The organism is Rhodanobacter sp. C06, from assembly GCF_002001105.1.
In the GTDB taxonomy this organism is placed as follows: Bacteria; Pseudomonadota; Gammaproteobacteria; order Xanthomonadales; family Rhodanobacteraceae; genus Rhodanobacter_A.
In genome coordinates, this window is sequence record NZ_MUNP01000062.1 from 1 (window position 1) to 17,367 (window position 17,367).

Here is a 17,367-nt window from a genome sequence, read left to right on the forward strand (position 1 = left end):
ACACGTTTTTTGCCAAGTCCACGCCGAGGGTTATAGTGCTCATGGAGACTTCCTCTTCTGCTGACGGTTGTGTCGCAACACCATCATGGCCTTCGAGGCCGAAGGGAGGGGAAGTCTCTTTTTACTCGTTCAAGGCGGACGGCTGCGCCGCCGCTTAATTCAAGCGTTAGGCCAATGACCGCACAGATCATCGTCTGCCAAGCTTGCAACGCCGAAGTCCACGGCGAGATTTATCACCTTGGGTTTTGTGATATGCAGGCGTTGTACTGCTCGTCGTGCCCGAAAGTACTGTTGCTCAAAGATCGCGAGTTATTGCCAAGCAATGGCATTTCTTGGCCCAATTTGACAGCAGCCGATCCAGGGTTCGAGTTCTACGATCGTCATCTTCTGCCGGTCTACGCAAGCATCGAAGCTCTCTTCGATCCGTGTGAGTGCGGTGGTCGCTATTTGTATATGGCGCCACCTCATTGTCCCAAGTGCGGTGGGCTGCTTCGCGGCGATTGCTACGAGGACAAACCTATACTCAAGGAGCGAGATGGTTATGTGTTTGTTTCCGCTGGGTCGGTGACTGATCATGAGCAACTCAAACAATTGGCCTAACAACTCGGTCAACCGGACGCAAATCCCGCTACGCGGTCTTTGCGCCGGTTACCTCGGGCGTTAGCCGCCATACTGAGGTACTTGCTCTTTGAGGTTCCCAACATGGCCTACGACGAGTCCGAAATCGAGGACACGGTACTTGCACTGCTTGCGGCTTTCAGCTTCGATGGTGGCAGAGCTTGGAAGGGGTTCGATTTCGACGTAACGGATCGCCTCGATGCCCAGGACTTCATCGAGAAACCCGCAAGCAAAAACAAGTCGGTCTGGCTTACGCCGCAGGGCCTTGAGCGCGGTCGTAAAATTGCAGAGCAGCTTTTTTCGTCTGGCCCGGACAATGCCGGCTAACATCTCCGTAGGAGACTCCCCCGTCAACCCGTCCGCATGACGCTCTTGCCTCGAGCTTCCAGGCACTGGCAGATGGTGGCGTTGTACACATTGATGGTGGTGCGTATCGGTGCGCGACGGCGTGCAACGGTGTCAGACGGCACACTGGCTCGTATCAGCATGTAGCGACACGGGCGGCATCGCCGCGTGCCCCGCGCCATCGACCTTGCAGTCCCCTAGCATGGCTTATGCGCGCGCTTCACTCCGCGCCCGTCAAGCTGGGCGGTGCCTTGGTTCTCGCACGCAACATCGTGCGGGCGCCGGCCTTGGCCGCGCATCCCCGGCGCACCCCTACCAACCTGGAGCAGACCCCGGCTCATGACGAACCCCGCTTCCGATGCCCTGGTGTTTTTCGGCGCCACCGGCGACCTGGCCTACAAGCAGATCTTCCCCGCCCTGCTGGCGATGGTGGCGCGCGACGGACTGGACGTGCCGATCATCGGCATGGCGCACGCCGGCTGGTCGGTCGAACAGTTGCGCCAGCGCGCGCACGACAGTGTGGCGGAGGCGGCGAAGAAGGCCGGCAAGGACGTGGACGAGGCCGCGTTCGCGAAGCTTTCCGCACGGCTGCAGTACGTGGACGGCGACTACAACGATGCCGCCACCTTCGCGCAGCTGAAGCAGGCGCTGGGCAGCGCGAAGACACCGCTGCACTACCTCGCGATCCCGCCCTCGCTGTTCGGCACGGTGGCGAGCAGCCTCAAGGCCGCCGGCTGCGCCGACGACGCGCGGGTGGTGGTGGAGAAGCCGTTCGGCCGCGACCTCGCCTCGGCGCAGGCGCTGAACCGCACGCTGCACGCGGTGTTCCCGGAACACTCGATCTTCCGCATCGACCATTACCTCGGCAAGGAGGCGGTGCAGAACCTCTTGTACTTCCGCTTCGCGAACAGCGTGCTGGAGCCGGTATGGAACAACCGCTACGTGGACCGCGTGCAGATCACCATGGCCGAGGAGTTCGGCGTGGACGGCCGCGGCAGCTTCTACGAGGGCGTGGGCGCGATCCGCGACGTGCTGCAGAACCATCTGCTGCAGGTGACCTCGCTGTTGGCGATGGACGCGCCGATCGGCAGCGATCCGGCGGCGATCAACGCCGAGAAGCTGCGGCTGTTCCGCGCGATGCGGCCGCTCAAGCCGGCGGACGTGGTGCGCGGCCAGTTCCAGGGTTACCGCGACGTGCCCGGCGTGGCGGCGGATTCCGACGTGGAGACCTTCGTGGCGCTGCGCCTGGCGATCGACACCTGGCGCTGGTCGGGCGTGCCGTTCCTGATCCGCGCCGGCAAGAAGCTGCCGCTCACCACCACCCAGGTGATGGTGGACATGAAGGCGCCGCCGCTGTCGGTGTTTGACGCGATCGGCGCGCCGCAGTCGAACTACTTCCGCTTCCGGCTCAGCCCGCAGGTGGTGATCGCCGAAGGCATGCGGGTGAAGCGCCCCGGCGAGGCGATGCAGGGCGAGCCGGTGGAATTGATCGCGCGCCACCACAGCGGCGTGGAGATGGCGCCCTACGAACGCCTGCTGGGCGACGCGCTGCGCGGCGACAACGCGCTGTTCACCAGCGACGAATGCGTGGAAGCGGCATGGCGGGTGGTCGACCAGGTGCTCGAACACGAAGACGCGGTGCGCCCGTACGTACCCGGCAGCTGGGGCCCGCCCGAGGCGGCGCCACTGGCCGGCGACGAGGGCTGGCACGACCCGCAGCCGGAGGCCGCGCCGCCATGCTGATCGACACTGCCGCACCCGCGCCGCTCGTCATCTTGCTCGACGTGGACGACACCTTGCTCGACAACGACCGCTTCGCCGCCGACCTCGGCGACGAGCTGGAACGCCGCTTCGGCGCGGGCGAGCGCGACCGCTACTGGGCGATCTACGCCGAGTTGCGCGATGAGCGCGGCTACGCCGACTACCTCGACGCCCTGCAGCGCTTCCGCCACGGGCTGGACAACCACCCAGGCCTGCTGGAAATGTCCGGCTTCCTGCTGGACTACCCGTTCGAACAGCGGCTGTTTCCCGGGGCGCTGGAAACCATCGCCCACCTGCGCACGCTGGGCCGGCCGGTGATCCTCTCCGACGGCGACGTGGTGTTCCAGCCGCGCAAGATCCATCGCGCCGGTCTGTGGCAGGCACTGCAGGGCGACGTGCTGATCTACCTGCACAAGCAACAGATGCTGGACGCCATGCAGCAGCGCTACCCCGCCGCGCACTACGTGATGGTGGACGACAAGCCGGACATCCTCGCCGCGATGAAGCGCCAGCTTGGCACGCGGCTCACCACCGTGTGGGTGCGCCAGGGCCATTACGCCGCCGCCGCGGCGAACCAGGCCATCGAGCCCGCGCCCGACCTCGCGATCGCGTGCATCGCGGAACTGCGGGAGCGTAAGCTTGCAGATCTCGCGCACGCCTGAATACACCTGTCGCGGCTGAAGCCGCGAAAACAAAAACCCTCTCCCCATCCCCGGAGCCCGCATGAAAGCGACCCAGCAGTTGCACAACCTCGGCCAGAGCCTGTGGCTGGACAACATCACCCGCACCCTGCTCGACGACGGCACGCTGGCGCGCTACATCGCCGAGCTTTCGGTCACCGGCCTCACCTCCAACCCCAGCATCTTCGACGCCGCGATCGGCGGCGGCGACGCCTATGACGCCGGCATCCATGCCAAATCGCTGGCCGGGCGGGCGGGCGAAGACCTGTTCATCGAACTGGCGCTGGAAGACCTACGCCGCGCCGCCGACCTGTTCAGGCCGGTGTTCGACGCCACCCACCAGGTGGACGGCTGGGTGTCGATGGAAGTCTCGCCGCTGCTCGCCGCCGACACCGCCGGCACCATCGCCGCCGCCGCCGCGATCCACGCGCAGGCGCAGCGGCCGAACCTGTACGTGAAGATCCCCGGCACGCCCGAGGGCATTCCGGCGATCGAGGAAGCGATCTTCCGCGGCATCCCGATCAACGTGACCCTGCTGTTCTCCTGCGCGCAATACCAGGCCGCCGCCGAGGCCTACCTGCGCGGCATCGAGCGCCGCGTGGCCGCGGGGCTCGACCCGCAGGTGGCCTCGGTGGCTTCGCTGTTCATCAGCCGCTGGGACGTGGCGGCGAACCCGCAGCTGCCCACGGAACTGCACAACCAGCTCGGCATCGCGGTGGGCAAGCAGAGCTACCACGCCTACCGCGAATTGCTGGCCTCGCCGCGCTGGCTCAAGCTGGCCGCCGCCGGCGCGCGGCCGCAGCGCCTGCTGTGGGCCTCGACCGGCACCAAGGATCCGAACGCGCCCGACACGCTCTACGTCGACGCGCTGGCCGCGCCAGACACCGTCGACACCATTCCCGAGAAGACCCTGCACGCAGTGGCCGACCACGGCAAGCCCGGCGCGGTGCTGCCGGTGGACGGCGGCGACGCCGAGGCGGTGCTGGCGAAGATCGCCAAGGCCGGCGTGGACCTCGATGCGCTGGCCAGGAAGCTGCAGGACGACGGCGCCGACGCCTTCGTGAAGTCGTGGAAGCAGCTGCTGCAGCGTATCGCCGACAAGCAGCACGCGCTGGACGCCAAGTCGCGGGAGACGATCGCCCGATGAGCCGCGCCGACCTCACCTTGCTGCCCGAGTGGCAAGCCCTGCAGCAGCACTGCAACCGGCTCGAAACCCGCCACCTGCGCGAACTGTTCGCCGCCGATCCGAAGCGCGGCGAGCGCCTCGTGGCCGAGGCGGTGGGCCTGTACTACGACTACTCCAAGCAGCGCGTGGACGACGAGGCGCTGCGCCTGCTGCGCGCACTGGCCGCCGCGCGTGACCTCAAGGGCCGCATCGCGGCGATGTTCCGCGGCGACAAGATCAACGCCACCGAGAACCGCGCCGTGCTGCACGTGGCGCTGCGCGCGCCGGCGGGCGAGAAGATCCTGGTCGACGGCCACGACGTGGTGCCGGACGTGCACGGGGTGCTGGACCGCATGGCCGCGTTCGCCGACGCCGTGCGCGGCGGCGCGTGGAAGGGCCACAGCGGCAAGCCGATGCGTAACGTGGTCTCCATCGGCATCGGCGGCTCCGACCTCGGCCCGGTGATGGCCTACGAGGCGCTGCGCGACTACAGCCGCCGCGACATGACGTTCCGCTTCGTGTCCAACGTGGACGGCGTGGACTTCGCCGAGGCGGTGCACGGCCTCGACGCCGCCGAGACGCTGTTCATCGTCTGCTCCAAGACCTTCACCACGCTGGAGACGCTCAGCAACGCGCATGCGGCGCGGGCCTGGTGCGTGAAGGCGCTGGGCGACGAGAGCGCGGTGGCGAAGCACTTCGTGGCGGTGTCTACCAATGCCGCCGAGGTGGAAAAGTTCGGCATCGACACCAAGCAGATGTTCGGCTTCTGGGACTGGGTGGGTGGCCGCTACTCGATGGATTCGGCGATCGGCCTGTCCACCATGCTCGCCATCGGCCCGGACAACTTCCGCGCCATGCTCGCCGGCTTCCACGCGATGGACGAGCATTTCCGCAGCGCGCCGTTCGAGGCCAACCTGCCGGTGCTGATGGGCTTGCTCGGGATCTGGAACGCGAACTTCCTCGACGCCGCCACGGTGGCGGTGCTGCCGTACGAGCAGTACCTGAAGCGTTTCCCCGCGTATCTCCAGCAGCTCACGATGGAGTCGAACGGCAAGCACGTCACGCTGGACGGCGCGCATGTGGACTACGCCACCGGCCCGATCTACTGGGGCGAGCCGGGCACCAACGGCCAGCACTCGTTCTACCAGCTGATCCACCAGGGCACGCGGCTGGTGCCGTGCGACTTCATCGGCTTCGGCCAGACCCTGCAGCCGGTGCCGGCCCAACATGCCGATGGAAAGCCGGGCGGCGACCAGCACGACCTGCTGATCGCGAACCTGATCGCCCAGGGCGAGGCGCTGGCCTTCGGCAAGACCACCGAGGAGGTGCGCGCCGAGGGCACGGATGCCGCGCTGGCGCCGCACCGCACGTTCGAGGGCAACCGGCCCAGCAGCACGATCCTCGCCGAGCGGCTCACCCCGTACGCGCTGGGCAGCCTGGTGGCGCTGTACGAGCACAGCGTGTTCGTGCAGGGCGCGATCTGGGACATCGACTCCTTCGACCAGTGGGGTGTGGAACTGGGCAAGCAGCTGGCGAAGACCACCATCGCCGAGCTGGTCGCGACCACGGAACCGAGGCTCGCGCACGACAGCTCGACCAACGCGTTGATCCGTCGCTATCGCCAGTTGCGCGGCAACGTTTGAACTCCCTCCCCTGCGTGCAGGGGAGGGCTGGGGTGGGGTCGCTCTTCGAGGCGCCAAGGCACCCCCTCCCGACCTCCCCCTGCAAGCAGGGGGAGGGGAACGACAAGGCAACCCATCGAGATCCCCATGAGCCAGCAGATCAGCCCGCTCGCCGGCAAGCCGGCGCCGAAGTCCATCCTCGTCGACATCGGCAAGCTGCTCGCCGCGTACACCGCGGTGCGGCCCGATCCGTCGGTGCCCGCGCAGCGCGTGGCCTTCGGCACCTCGGGCCATCGCGGCAGCTCGTTCGACGGCAGCTTCAACGAGCACCACATCCTCGCGATCAGCCAGGCGATCTGCGACTACCGCCAGTCGAAGGGCATCACCGGCCCGTTGTTCATCGGCGCCGACACCCATGCGCTGTCGCAGCCGGCGTTCGAGAACGCGCTGGAAGTGCTGGCCGCGAACGGCGTGACGACGATGATCTCCGCGGGCGGCGAGTTCACGCCCACGCCGGCGGTGTCGCACGCGATCCTCGTCTACAACAAGGGGCGCAGCAGCGGCCTCGCCGACGGCATCGTGATCACGCCCTCGCACAACCCGCCCGACAACGGTGGCTTCAAGTACAACCCCACCAACGGCGGCCCCGCCGACACCGACATCACGAAGTGGGTGGAGAACCGCGCCAACGCGATCCTCGAAGCCGGGCTGAAGGACGTGAAGCGCCAGCCGTTCGCGCAGGCGCGCCAGGCCTCCACCACGCACGAGCACGACTACCTCGGCGCCTACGTGGCCGACCTCGCCAACATCATCGACTTCGACGCGATCCGCAGCGCCGGCGTGCGCATGGGCGTGGACCCGCTGGGCGGCGCGGGCGTGCACTACTGGGCGCCGATCGCCGAGCGCTACAAGCTCGACCTCAGCGTGGTGAGCAGCGAAGTCGACCCGCAGTTCGCCTTCATGACGGTGGACTGGGACGGCAAGATCCGCATGGATCCGTCCTCGAAGTACGCGATGCAGCGCCTGATCGGGCTGAAGGACAAGTACGACGTGGCCTTCGCCTGCGACACCGACCACGACCGCCACGGCGTGGTGTCGCGCTCCGCCGGTCTGATGGAGCCGAACCACTACCTGTCGGTGCTGATCGACTACCTGTTCCGCCACCGCCCGCGCTGGAACGCGAAGGCGGCGGTGGGCAAGACCGTGGTCACCACCGCGCTGATCGACCGCGTGGTCAAGCGCCTGGGCCGCTCGCTGGTCGAGGTGCCGGTGGGCTTCAAGTGGTTCTCGGCGGGCCTGTTCGACGGCCAGCTCGGCTTCGGCTGCGAGGAAAGCGCCGGCGCCTCGCTGCTGCGCCACGACGGTTCGGTGTGGACGACGGACAAGGACGGCCTGGTGCCCGCCCTGCTCTCCGCCGAGATCACCGCGCGCATGGGCAAGGACCCCGGCGAACTGTTCGAGCAGCTCACCCGCGAGCTGGGCCGCCCGTACGCCGACCGCGTCGAGGCCGCCGCCACGCCCGCGCAGAAGGCCAAGCTGTCCAAACTATCGCCGGACCAGCTGAAGACCGACACGCTGGCCGGCGAGAAGATCGTGCAGGTGATCGACAAGGCCCCCGGCAACGGCGCCGCGATCGGCGGCATCAAGGCCGCCACCGCCAGCGGCTGGTTCGCCGCACGGCCCTCCGGCACCGAGGCGATCTACAAGATCTACGCCGAGAGCTTCAAGGACGAGGCGCACCTCAAGAGCCTGCTGCAGGAAGCGCAGTCGGTGGTGGACGCGGCGCTGGCCTGAAGTGTTTCCCCTCCCACGCTCGCGGGGGAGGGTGCCGAAGGCGGGAGAGGGGGCGCGGCGCAGCCGCGCTGCATGTACGTAGAGCACCCCACCCCAGCCCTCCCCTGCGTGCAGGGGAGGGAGTGAAGCGGCCTCAGCGGTGCAGTGCCCGGTGCGCGATATCGCGCCGGCAGAACGCGCCGTCGAAGCGGATCTTCGCCACAGTGTCATAGGCATGCGCACGCGCCTCGGCGATGTCCTTGCCCAGCGCGCAGACGGTGAGCACGCGGCCGCCGGCAGTCACCGCGCGGCCTTCCGCATCCAGCTTGGTGCCGGCGTGGAACACCTTGGCATCCGCGCCGAACTTCGCGTCGAGGCCGTCGATCACGTCGCCGCTCTTCACCTTGCCGGGATAGCCGCCGGCGGCCATCACCACGCCCAGCGAGGGGCGCGCGTCCCACTGCGCGCGGGTCTGTGCCAGCCGGCCGTCCAGCGCGGCCTCGACCAGTTCCACCAGGTCGGACTTCAGGCGCAGCATGATCGGCTGCGTCTCCGGGTCGCCGAAGCGCACGTTGAACTCGATCACCTTGGGGTTGCCGGCCTTGTCGATCATCAGGCCCGCGTAGAGGAAGCCGATGAAGGGCGCGCCCTCGCTGGCCATGCCGTGCAGGGTGGGCTCGATCACCTGCTTGAGGATGCGCTGCTCCACTTCCGGCGTGACCACCGGTGCGGGCGAATACGCGCCCATACCGCCGGTGTTGGGGCCAAGGTCGCCCTCGTCGCGGCGCTTGTGGTCCTGGCTCGATGCCATCGGCAGCGCGTGCTGGCCGTCGCTCATCACGATATAGCTGGCTTCCTCGCCGTCGAGGAATTCCTCGATCACCACCCGCGCCGAGGCATCGCCGAACGCATGCGCACCCAGCATGTCGTGCAGCGCCAGCTCCGCGTCGGCCTGGGTCAGCGCCACCACCACGCCCTTGCCGGCGGCGAGGCCATCAGCCTTGATCACGATCGGCGCGCCGTGCGTGCGCACGTAGGCCAGCGCGGGATTCAACTCGGTGAACACCGCGTAGCGCGCGGTGGGGATGTTGTGGCGCAGCAGGAAATCCTTGGCGAAGGCCTTGGAGCCTTCCAGCTGCGCGGCGATCGCGCGCGGCCCGAAGATGCGCAGGCCGGCATTGCGGAACTTGTCCACCACCCCCGCCACCAGCGGCACCTCGGGGCCGACCACGGTGAGGCCGACCTTCTCGGCCTTCGCGAGCTGGAGCAGGCCGTCCAGATCGGTCACCGCCACGTCCGCGTTGCGCACGCCGCGCTCGCGCGCGGTGCCCGCGTTGCCCGGCGCCACGATCACCTCGTCCACCCGCGGCGACTGCTTGAGCTTCCACGCCAGCGCGTGCTCGCGACCGCCGTTGCCGATGACCAGGACTTTCATGCCGAGACTCCGAAGGGAACGCTGTCGCGTGGGGATGGCCGGCTATTGTAGCCGGCGCCGCGGATCGCCCACCTCGGCAACGACATCGCCAGTCTGAAAAGCAGTTTCGAGCACCTGCCGGCGCCCGAGTTACTTCCTGTGTGCACCGCTCGGAAAACTGGATCAAAAGCCGAGCATCTGGCGCTGCTGCGCCTGCTCTCGCAGCCGCTGCGCGGCTGCGTCCGAGTGTGCGCTGGGAGCGCGCTGCTCTACCCGGGGCCCCTATGGCGCGGCGGGCGGGTGGAGGAAAGTCCGCAGGATGGCCGGCATGGAGGCCGGCCAGTTTTTCGCCGGTACAGGGACGTGCCGTCGAAAAACCCCGTAACCCGTCCGTGCACCCGCAGGGCAGGAAGCCTGGAGGGCGCGCCATCGGGGTGTCCCTCTCTTGACTCCGGGCATCCTGCCCTCCGCCCTTCGGGCCGGCTTCGCCGTTCGCCACCGCTCCTGCGGTGGCGTGGTTACCTTCTCTCGGACAAGCGAGAGAAGGTAGCTCGGGCCGCGGCAGCGGCTCGAAACGGCATTTGTCGCTTGCGCGAGCAGCGAGAAGAACCGAATCAAGAGAGCGCATGGCGAGCACCCGCCCCTCACCCCAACCCTCTCCCCAATGGGGAGAGGGGGCGCAAGGTCAGAGATTCAGCCCAGCAGCGTCAGCAGCGCCGCCCTCGGCAGCTTGCCGGTCTCGTTGCGCGGCAGCGCCTCCACCAGCCGCAGACGGCGCGGCAGGAACACCGGATCGACCGCGCGACGCAAGGCGTCGAGGATCGCGGCCTCGGAGAGCGTGGGCGCCACCGCCAGCGCAGCGATGCGGCGCACACCGGCGGAGTCCGCCGCATCGAGTTGGAACACGATGCCGTCCTCGACGCCGGGGATGGCCAGGAGGCGGCGGGTGAGGTCGCCCAGCGAGGCGCGCTTGCCGGCGATTTCCAGCAGGTCGGTGTTGCGGCCGCGGAGGCGGAAGCGGCGGCCTTCGTCGTGCAGGCTCACGATGTCGGCCAGCACCACGGGTGTGTCGAGCTGGGGCGCCTCGACCAGGGTGCCGTCGGGTTGCGGGTGCAGGCGCACGCCCTCGTACAGTGTCCAGTCCGCGTCGCGGGTGACGCGGCGGCTGGCGAAGGCGCAGGTCTCGGTGGAGCCGAATACCTCCAGCAGCGGCGCGCCGAAGGCCTGCTCGGCGGCCAGCGCCAGTTCGATCGGCAGCGGCGCGGTGGCGGACAGCATCGCCGCCAGCGGCGGCAAGGCGGTGCCGGCGGCGACCAGGGCGCGCAGGTGCACCGGCGTGGTTACCAGCACGCGCGGCGCCGGTATCTCGGCCAGCGCGGCGGCCACGTCGGCGGGAAAGAACGGCCGCCCGGCATGCACCGCCACCTCGCCCAGCAGCGGCAGCAGCACGCTCATCTCGATGCCGTAGATGTGCTGCGGCGGCACGGTGGCGACCACGTGGAACGGCGCGCCGGCCACGGCGCCCAGCATCGCCAGCGTGCCGGCGCTGCTGGCGCTGAGGTTGCGCCAGCTCTTGGCGTTGGCGCGCGGCGCGCCGGTGGAGCCGGAGGTGTAACCGATCGCCACGACCTGGTCGGCGGGAAGCGCGGGCGCCAGCGCCGGTGCGGCGTCGGGGTCGGCGTCCAGCGCGGGCAGCTTGCGGTAGCCGTGCGGCGCGGGCGCCAGCGCCAGTTCGCCCAGCGCGTAGCTGCCCGGATGCGCAGCCATCACCTCCTCCACCGCCTGCGGCGCGCGCGAGGGCGGCAGCAGGTTGGCCTGGCCGCGCCGCGCGATCGCGCAGAACGCGACCAGGAAGGCGTAGCGGTCCTCGCACAGGTTCACCGCGGCGCTCGCCTCGGGCAGCAACGCGGCGACCTGTTCGACGTGGGCGAGGAACTGCGCCGCGCGCACCGCCGCGCCGTGGCGCCAGGCCACGATGCGGCGCGGGTCGCAGGCGTTCAGCAGGGGCAATCCGGCTGGCGCCGGCGCACGCTCCAGGCTGTCGTAGACGATGGCCACCTAATGCTTGCTCCCGAGTCCGGCCGTGTCGCGGCCATCCATACCTTGCCGGCCCGTGCCGGGCTGGCGTCCATGATGCTAGGGGGTCCCCTTGCTCGCGCCGCTGAATCGCGCCAGACCGTGGCAGCTTCGATTCACCGTGAAGTCAGGCGCGGATGATAGCGCCCGTGAGCGCGTCGCGAATGGTGGTGGGGCGGTCCTGCGCGCCCAGCGGGGCGTCGAGCAGGCCGTCCAGCGCGTCGCCGAAGTAGTCGCGCACGGTCTGCGCGCTCTTCGCGGGCGGTTCGCCGTGCGGGTTGGCGCTGGTGGAGACCAGCGCACCGCTCCAGGCGCGGCACAGTGCGGCGGCGGGCTCGTGCGCCGTGACGCGCAGCGCGATGCCGGCGTGCGCACCGGCCACCCAGTCGGGCACGGCGGCGCTGCGCGGGAAGATCCAGGTGTGGGGACCGGGCCAGCTGGCGCGCACCTGGGCGAGCACGGCATCGGGCACCTGGGCGAAATCGATGTAGCGCTCGACCTGGGCGAAGTCGGCGGCGATCAGCAGCACGCCCTGGGTGGCGGGGCGCTGCTTCAGCGCGAAGATCTTTTCAAAGGCGACGCGGTCGTGCGGATCGCAGCCGAGGCCATAGACCGCCTCGGTGGGGTAGGCCAGCACGCCGCCCGCGCGCAGCAACGCGGCGGCGGCGTCGAGTTCGGCCAAGGTAAAGGTCTGTGGCATCGGCTCAGTGTTCCACGGGCACCATGCCCATGGGGATGCGACAGCCGGATGCATGGGGCTGGCGCAGGTCGGGCCGTAGGTCGGGCTTCAGCCCGACTTGGGTTGCGTGTCGGGCTGAAGCCCGACCTACGGGCATTGCCGCTCCCCGGGCGGCAGCGGGCAACCGCGAAGGCCGCAGCATGGCGCGCATCAGGCGGGCGTCTTCTTCGCGGCGGCCTTCTTCGTTGCCGTCTTCTTGGTCGCGGTTTTCTTGGTGGCCGTCTTCTTGGTGGCGGTTTTCTTCGCCGGCACCTTCTTCGCGGCGGTCTTCTTCACCGCCGGCTCCTTCTTCGCCACGGTCTTCTTCGCCGCGGCGGTCTTCTTGCCGAAGCGGCCGCCCTTCTTCACCGGCGCGGCGGCGAGCAGCTCGATGCATTGCGCCTCGGTGAGTTCCTTCGGCTCCTGGTCCTTGGGGATGCGCGCGTTCTTCTCGCCGTCGGTGATGTAGGGGCCGTAGCGGCCGTTGAGCACCTGCACGCCGTTGCCGAAATCCGCGATCAAGCGGTTGGCGAGCATGGTGAGTTTCTCTTCCACCAGCTGCAGCGCGCGCGGCAATTCGATGGTGTAGGGGTCGTCCTCGGGCTTGAGCGAGGCGTAGGTGCTGCCCTGCTTCACGAACGGACCGAAGCGGCCCACGCCGACCATCACCTCGTCGCCGTTCTCCGCCTGGCCGAGTTGGCGCGGCAGCTTGAACAGTTCCAGCGCCTCGGCCAGCGTGATGGTGTGCATGCTCTGGCCGGGGCGCAATGAGGCGAACTGCAGCTTCTCGTCGCTATCCTTGTCGCCGATCGCGGCATACGGCCCGAAGCGGCCCAGGCGCACGAACACCGGCTTGCCGCTCTTGGGGTCGGCGCCCAGCTCTCGCGCGCCGGTGGCCTCGCTGCGATCCACCGATTCGGTCTTCTCGTCCACCTGCTGCTTGAACGGCTGCCAGAAGCGTTCCATCAGCGGCACCCAGGCTTCCTCGCCGCGGCTCACCGCGTCGAGCTCGTCCTCCAGCTTCGCAGTGAAGTCGTAGTCCACGTAGCGGCTGAAGTGCTGGGCGAGGAATTTGCCCACCGCGCGGCCGATGTCGGTGGGCTTGAAGCGGCGGCTGTCGAGCAGCACGTATTCGCGATTCAGCAGCACCTGGATGATGCTGGCGTAGGTGGAGGGGCGGCCGATGCCGTATTCCTCCAGTGCCTTCACCAGCGAGGCTTCCGAATAGCGCGGCGGCGGCTCGGTGAAGTGCTGGTCGGCGACGATCTCCTTCAGCGGCACGTCCTCGCCCTTCTCCAGCTTCGGCAGGCGACGACCTTCGTCGTCGTCATCCGCGTTCTTCTGGTCGCGGCCTTCCTCGTACACGGCGAGGAAGCCGGGGTCGACCACGGTGGTGCCGGTGGCGCGGAACGTGGCGGGACCGCCCGCGGCGTGCGGCAACTCGAAGTCCACCGACACGGTGTTCAGCGTGGCGTGGAGCATCTGGCAGGCCACGGTGCGCTTCCAGATCAGCTCATACAGCTTGCGCTGCTCGTCGTTGAGGTAGGTCGATACTTCGCGCGGCGTGCGCATGGCGGAGGTCGGGCGGATCGCCTCGTGCGCCTCCTGCGCGTTCTTGCTCTTGGCCTTGTAGAACTGCGGCCCGTCGGGCAGCGCCTTGGTGCCATAGTCGCGGGCGATCAGCGCGCGCAGCTCGGCCAGCGCGTCGTCGGCCAGCGCCACCGAGTCGGTACGCATGTAGCTGATCAGGCCCACGTTGCCCTCGCTGCCGAGGCTGACGCCTTCGTACAGGCCCTGCGCCACCTTCATCGTGCGGCTGGTGGTGAAGCCGAGCTTGCGCGCGGCCTCCTGCTGCAGGGTGGAGGTGGTGAATGGCGGCGCGGGGCGACGCTTGCGCTCCTTGCTGCCCACCTCGGCCACGGTGAGGCGGCCGTGCGCGGCTTCCTTCAGCGCGTTGCGCGCGGCGTGCGCATCGTGTTCGTTGGTGAGGTCGAACTGCTCGAACTTCTTGCCGTGCAGCTTGGTGAGCCGGGCGCTGAACTCGCCCTCGGCGTGGCGCATCTGCGCCTCCACCGTCCAGTATTCGCGCGCCTTGAACGCCTCGATCTCTTCCTCGCGCTCCACGATCATGCGCAGCGCGGGCGACTGCACGCGGCCGGCGGAGAGGCCACGCTGCACCTTGCGCCACAGCACCGGCGAGAGGTTGAAGCCGACCAGGTAGTCCAGCGCGCGGCGCGCCTGCTGCGCATCGACCATGTCCAGCGACAACTCGCGCGGCGCGGCCACCGCGGCCTTGATCGCCTTCGGCGTGATCTCGGAGAACACCACGCGGTGCAACTGCTTGCCCTTGGTGAGGCCGCGGTCCTTGAGGATCTCGCTGATGTGCCAGCTGATCGCCTCGCCTTCGCGATCCAAGTCGGTGGCGAGGTAGATGTCGTCGGCCAGCTTGGCCGCCTTGGCGATCGCATCGACGTGTTTCTCGTTGCGCTCGATCACCTCGTACTTCATGGCGAAGCCGTGGTCCGGATCGACCGCACCCTCCTTGGGCTTCAGGTCGCGCACATGGCCGTAGGAAGCGAGGACCTGGAAGTCCTTGCCGAGGTATTTGTTAATCGTCTTGGCCTTGGCGGGCGATTCGACGATGAGCAGGTTCTTGGCCATGAATCTCGATATGGGGTGGCGTGGTGATTCATGCCGCAGTGCGACATGTCTATATATTAGTGAGGCCAGACGGCGCGACGGCTGTCAAGCCGGGCGGCGTGAAAGCGCGCCATGGCGCGGGTTTCGGGGTGCCGTTTACCCCGGCATGCACTGGTAGCGGTTGCCCGGCAGGCCGGCCACGCGCCCCTCCAGCTCCAGCATCAGCAGCATCGAGGACAGCGCCGCCGCGGCCAGCCCGCTGCGCCGCACCAGCTCGTCCAGCGTGGCCGGATCGTGGCCCAGAGCATCAAGCAGGCGGCGGTAGTCCGGGTCGTCGCGCCAGCCGCCGTCGCGGGTTGGGGCCGGCGCACCGGGCCGGGCCAGCCGCTCGGCCAGTTCCACCCCCAGCGCACGCGCCGCCGGGGCCAGCGCCTCGATCACCTCGGCGGGCTCCTCCACCAGCCGGGCGCCGTCGCGGATCAGCCGGTGGCAGCCGCGCGCCAGCGGGTTGGCGACGGAGCCGGGCAGCGCGAACACCTCGCGGCCCTGCTCGCCGGCCAGCCGCGCGGTGATCAGCGAGCCGGACTGCAGGCCCGCCTCCACCACCACCACGCCCAGCGCCAGCCCCGAGATGAGGCGGTTGCGGCGCGGGAAATGGTCGGCCCGCGCCGCGGTGCCGGGCGGGAACTCGCTGACCACGGCACCCTGCGCCGCGATCCGCTGCGCCAGCGCGTGGTGCTTGCGCGGGTAGACCCGGTCCGGCCCGGTGCCGACCACCGCGATGGTGGCGCAACCCGCATCCAGCGCGGCGGCGTGGGCGGCGCCGTCGATGCCGTCGGCCATGCCGCTGGTCACCGTGAAACCGGCCAGCGCCAAAGCACGGGCGAAGCGGCGGGCGTGTTCCAGCCCCGCCGGGCTGGCGCCGCGCGCGCCCACGATGGCCACCTGCGGATGCAGCAGCAGGCCGGCGTCGCCGGCCACGAACAGTGCGGCCGGCGGCTGCGGGATGGTTTCCAGCAGCGGCGGGAAATCCGCCTCGGTGCAGCGCAGCAGGCGATGGCCGGGTTCGGCCAGCCAGGCGAGGTCGGCGGCGAGGCGCGCCTCGTCGGGCGCGTCCAGCCAAGCGGCCGCGCCTTCGTCCAGCGCGGCGGCCTGCCGGCGCAGCCGCGCCAGTGCGGCATCGATGCGGCCGTCGGCCGTGGCCAGCGCCTCGCGCAGGCCGCCTTGGCCCAGCCCCGGCGTGCGCAAGGCGGTGAGCCAGGCGCGCAGTTCTTCCGTCTCGTCCATGCCGGCAGTGTACGCAGTCGACTCCAACAAAAACGGCGCGGATCGAGCCGCGCCGTCGTGTCGGGAGAAACCTACGCGTGCGCAACGCAGGGCGTTCGCGCACAGAGCCTGCCCCGGACTTGATCCGGGGGTGCGCCTACTCCGGCAGGCGCAGCCTGTCGCCCTTCTTCACCGGACGCAGGCCGTCCATCACCAGGCCGTAGCTGACGTTGTCGAAGGTGCGGAACACCATCACGTGGCCGATGTATTCCTCCGGCAGGGTGACCCGCTTGCCCACGGCGCGGTCCCAGCTGTTGCTGGCCACGTCGTCGTGGATGTTCTCGCCGGGCTGCCAGATCGCGAAGGTGGTGCCGTTGTCCACGCCGTCCTTCGAGCCCACCGACAGCGCCACCACCTGGTGCGGCCCCACCGCGTCCATCGCGTCGGTGAACGCGATCACGCGGCCGTCCTTGGGCAGGGCCTTCGGCGCGTGCGGGTAGAAGTACGGGTCGTACGGGTTGTCGTCCACCGGCATGACGCGGTCGCCGCTGCGCACTTCCTGGGTGGAATCGAGCAGCAGCAGGGTGGACGGGTCGCCGGCGCGCAGCGTCTCGGCGGTGCCGATCACCTTCACCTCGACGCCCATGTCGCGGCCGCGGCGATAATGGCCGGAGCCGTTGTCGAAGTCCTCATCCCACGGCGACTTCACCATCGCCGCGTTCGCGTACAGCTCGTCGCCGAACACCGCGTTGCCGCCGGAGCCGTCGTCGAAGCCGCGGAACACATGCTCGGGCCGCACGATCGCCCAGCGCTGGCCGGGCTGGCTGTCGAGGCCGCGCACGTAGAGGTTCTGGCCAGAGGTGGCGCGCAGCTGGTTCTCTTCCACGCCCACGACGTAGGGGGCCTTGCTGACCGCGCTGGAATCCATCACGCGCAGGTCCTTCAGGAAGGTCTTCAGCGCGTCCAGCGGGATCGCCGGCACCGCGTCGCCCTCGCGATGCATGGCCGGCTCCAGCTTCAGCGACGAACCGTTGATGAAGGACAGGTTGAGCACGTCACCCGGGTAGATCAGGTGCGGATTGCGCACCTGCGGATTGGCCTGCCAGATCTCCGGCCACAGCCACGGCTTGACCAGGAATTTCGCCGAAATGCCCCACAGCGTGTCGCCGCGGCGCACCGTGTACGAATCGGGATGGTTGCTGCGCAATTGCGCGGCGCCGGCGGCACAAACAGCCGCCGCGACCATGGTGCCGGCCAGCACCGTGAAGGCTTTCTTGAACATTGGTGGG

Annotated in this window: 13 protein-coding genes; 7 read left to right on the top strand and 6 right to left on the bottom strand. The window is 69.0% G+C overall.

Annotation, left to right across the window (positions count from 1 at the left end; all coding sequences use genetic code 11):
• Positions 1-174 precede the first annotated feature (174 nt).
• From B0E52_RS18415 to pgm, 7 genes are all read left to right on the top strand, one after another.
• A complete protein-coding gene (locus B0E52_RS18415) occupies positions 175-600 on the top strand; it encodes a hypothetical protein (protein ID WP_139351688.1) in 426 nt (141 codons plus the stop codon).
• A gap of 102 nt (positions 601-702) precedes the next feature.
• Complete coding sequence (locus B0E52_RS13395) at positions 703-945, top strand: DUF6429 family protein (RefSeq protein WP_077484687.1); 243 nt, start codon at positions 703-705, stop codon at positions 943-945.
• A gap of 357 nt (positions 946-1,302) precedes the next feature.
• Entirely contained in the window at positions 1,303-2,706 is a 1,404-nt protein-coding gene (zwf, locus tag B0E52_RS13400) for a glucose-6-phosphate dehydrogenase (protein WP_077484565.1), read from the top strand.
• A complete protein-coding gene (locus tag B0E52_RS13405; RefSeq protein ID WP_077484567.1) occupies positions 2,700-3,386 on the top strand; it encodes an HAD family hydrolase in 687 nt (228 codons plus the stop codon). Before zwf ends, B0E52_RS13405 begins: the two co-directional genes overlap by 7 nt.
• 61 nt (positions 3,387-3,447) lie before the next feature.
• The gene (tal, locus tag B0E52_RS13410; protein ID WP_077484569.1) at positions 3,448-4,551 is read left to right on the top strand and encodes a transaldolase; all 1,104 of its coding nucleotides are present in this window, start codon (positions 3,448-3,450) and stop codon (positions 4,549-4,551) included.
• Positions 4,548-6,212, top strand: coding sequence for a glucose-6-phosphate isomerase (gene pgi / locus B0E52_RS13415; protein WP_077484571.1), 1,665 nt, complete (start codon positions 4,548-4,550; stop codon positions 6,210-6,212). Before tal ends, pgi begins: the two co-directional genes overlap by 4 nt.
• A gap of 126 nt (positions 6,213-6,338) precedes the next feature.
• On the top strand, positions 6,339-7,985 hold the full coding sequence (gene pgm, locus B0E52_RS13420; RefSeq protein WP_077484572.1) for a phosphoglucomutase (alpha-D-glucose-1,6-bisphosphate-dependent): 1,647 nt from the start codon (positions 6,339-6,341) through the stop codon (positions 7,983-7,985).
• Positions 7,986-8,118: 133 nt separating this feature from the next.
• Here the strand turns inward: pgm and purD are convergent, their stop codons facing one another.
• The 6 genes from purD to B0E52_RS13450 all read right to left on the bottom strand — a co-directional run bounded on the left by purD (position 8,119) and on the right by B0E52_RS13450 (position 17,360).
• The gene (purD, locus tag B0E52_RS13425) at positions 8,119-9,399 is read right to left on the bottom strand and encodes a phosphoribosylamine--glycine ligase (RefSeq protein WP_077484574.1); all 1,281 of its coding nucleotides are present in this window, start codon (positions 9,397-9,399) and stop codon (positions 8,119-8,121) included.
• Positions 9,400-10,071: 672 nt separating this feature from the next.
• Positions 10,072-11,436, bottom strand: a complete 1,365-nt coding sequence (locus tag B0E52_RS13430) for an AMP-binding protein (protein WP_077484576.1) — start codon at positions 11,434-11,436, stop codon at positions 10,072-10,074.
• Between the two features lie 145 nt (positions 11,437-11,581).
• A complete protein-coding gene (locus tag B0E52_RS13435) occupies positions 11,582-12,154 on the bottom strand; it encodes a Sua5/YciO/YrdC/YwlC family protein (RefSeq protein ID WP_077484578.1) in 573 nt (190 codons plus the stop codon).
• Positions 12,155-12,343: 189 nt separating this feature from the next.
• Positions 12,344-14,833: a DNA topoisomerase I gene (locus B0E52_RS13440; protein WP_077484580.1), complete on the bottom strand. Its 2,490-nt coding sequence runs from the start codon at positions 14,831-14,833 to the stop codon at positions 12,344-12,346.
• A gap of 135 nt (positions 14,834-14,968) precedes the next feature.
• The gene (gene dprA / locus B0E52_RS13445; RefSeq protein WP_077484582.1) at positions 14,969-16,099 is read right to left on the bottom strand and encodes a DNA-processing protein DprA; all 1,131 of its coding nucleotides are present in this window, start codon (positions 16,097-16,099) and stop codon (positions 14,969-14,971) included.
• A 136-nt stretch (positions 16,100-16,235) separates the two neighbouring features.
• Positions 16,236-17,360, bottom strand: a complete 1,125-nt coding sequence (locus B0E52_RS13450; protein ID WP_077484584.1) for a LysM domain-containing protein — start codon at positions 17,358-17,360, stop codon at positions 16,236-16,238.
• Between the last annotated feature and the right edge of the window lie 7 nt (positions 17,361-17,367).

Coding starts and splice junctions, on each gene's coding strand:
- B0E52_RS18415 (WP_139351688.1), top strand. CDS start 175: ATGACCGCACAGATCATCGTCTGCCAAGCTTGCAACGCCGAAGTCCAC.
- B0E52_RS13395 (WP_077484687.1), top strand. CDS start 703: ATGGCCTACGACGAGTCCGAAATCGAGGACACGGTACTTGCACTGCTT.
- zwf (WP_077484565.1), top strand. CDS start 1,303: ATGACGAACCCCGCTTCCGATGCCCTGGTGTTTTTCGGCGCCACCGGC.
- B0E52_RS13405 (WP_077484567.1), top strand. CDS start 2,700: ATGCTGATCGACACTGCCGCACCCGCGCCGCTCGTCATCTTGCTCGAC.
- tal (WP_077484569.1), top strand. CDS start 3,448: ATGAAAGCGACCCAGCAGTTGCACAACCTCGGCCAGAGCCTGTGGCTG.
- pgi (WP_077484571.1), top strand. CDS start 4,548: ATGAGCCGCGCCGACCTCACCTTGCTGCCCGAGTGGCAAGCCCTGCAG.
- pgm (WP_077484572.1), top strand. CDS start 6,339: ATGAGCCAGCAGATCAGCCCGCTCGCCGGCAAGCCGGCGCCGAAGTCC.
- purD (WP_077484574.1), bottom strand. CDS start 9,399: ATGAAAGTCCTGGTCATCGGCAACGGCGGTCGCGAGCACGCGCTGGCG.
- B0E52_RS13435 (WP_077484578.1), bottom strand. CDS start 12,154: ATGCCACAGACCTTTACCTTGGCCGAACTCGACGCCGCCGCCGCGTTG.
- B0E52_RS13440 (WP_077484580.1), bottom strand. CDS start 14,833: ATGGCCAAGAACCTGCTCATCGTCGAATCGCCCGCCAAGGCCAAGACG.
- dprA (WP_077484582.1), bottom strand. CDS start 16,099: ATGGACGAGACGGAAGAACTGCGCGCCTGGCTCACCGCCTTGCGCACG.
- B0E52_RS13450 (WP_077484584.1), bottom strand. CDS start 17,360: ATGTTCAAGAAAGCCTTCACGGTGCTGGCCGGCACCATGGTCGCGGCG.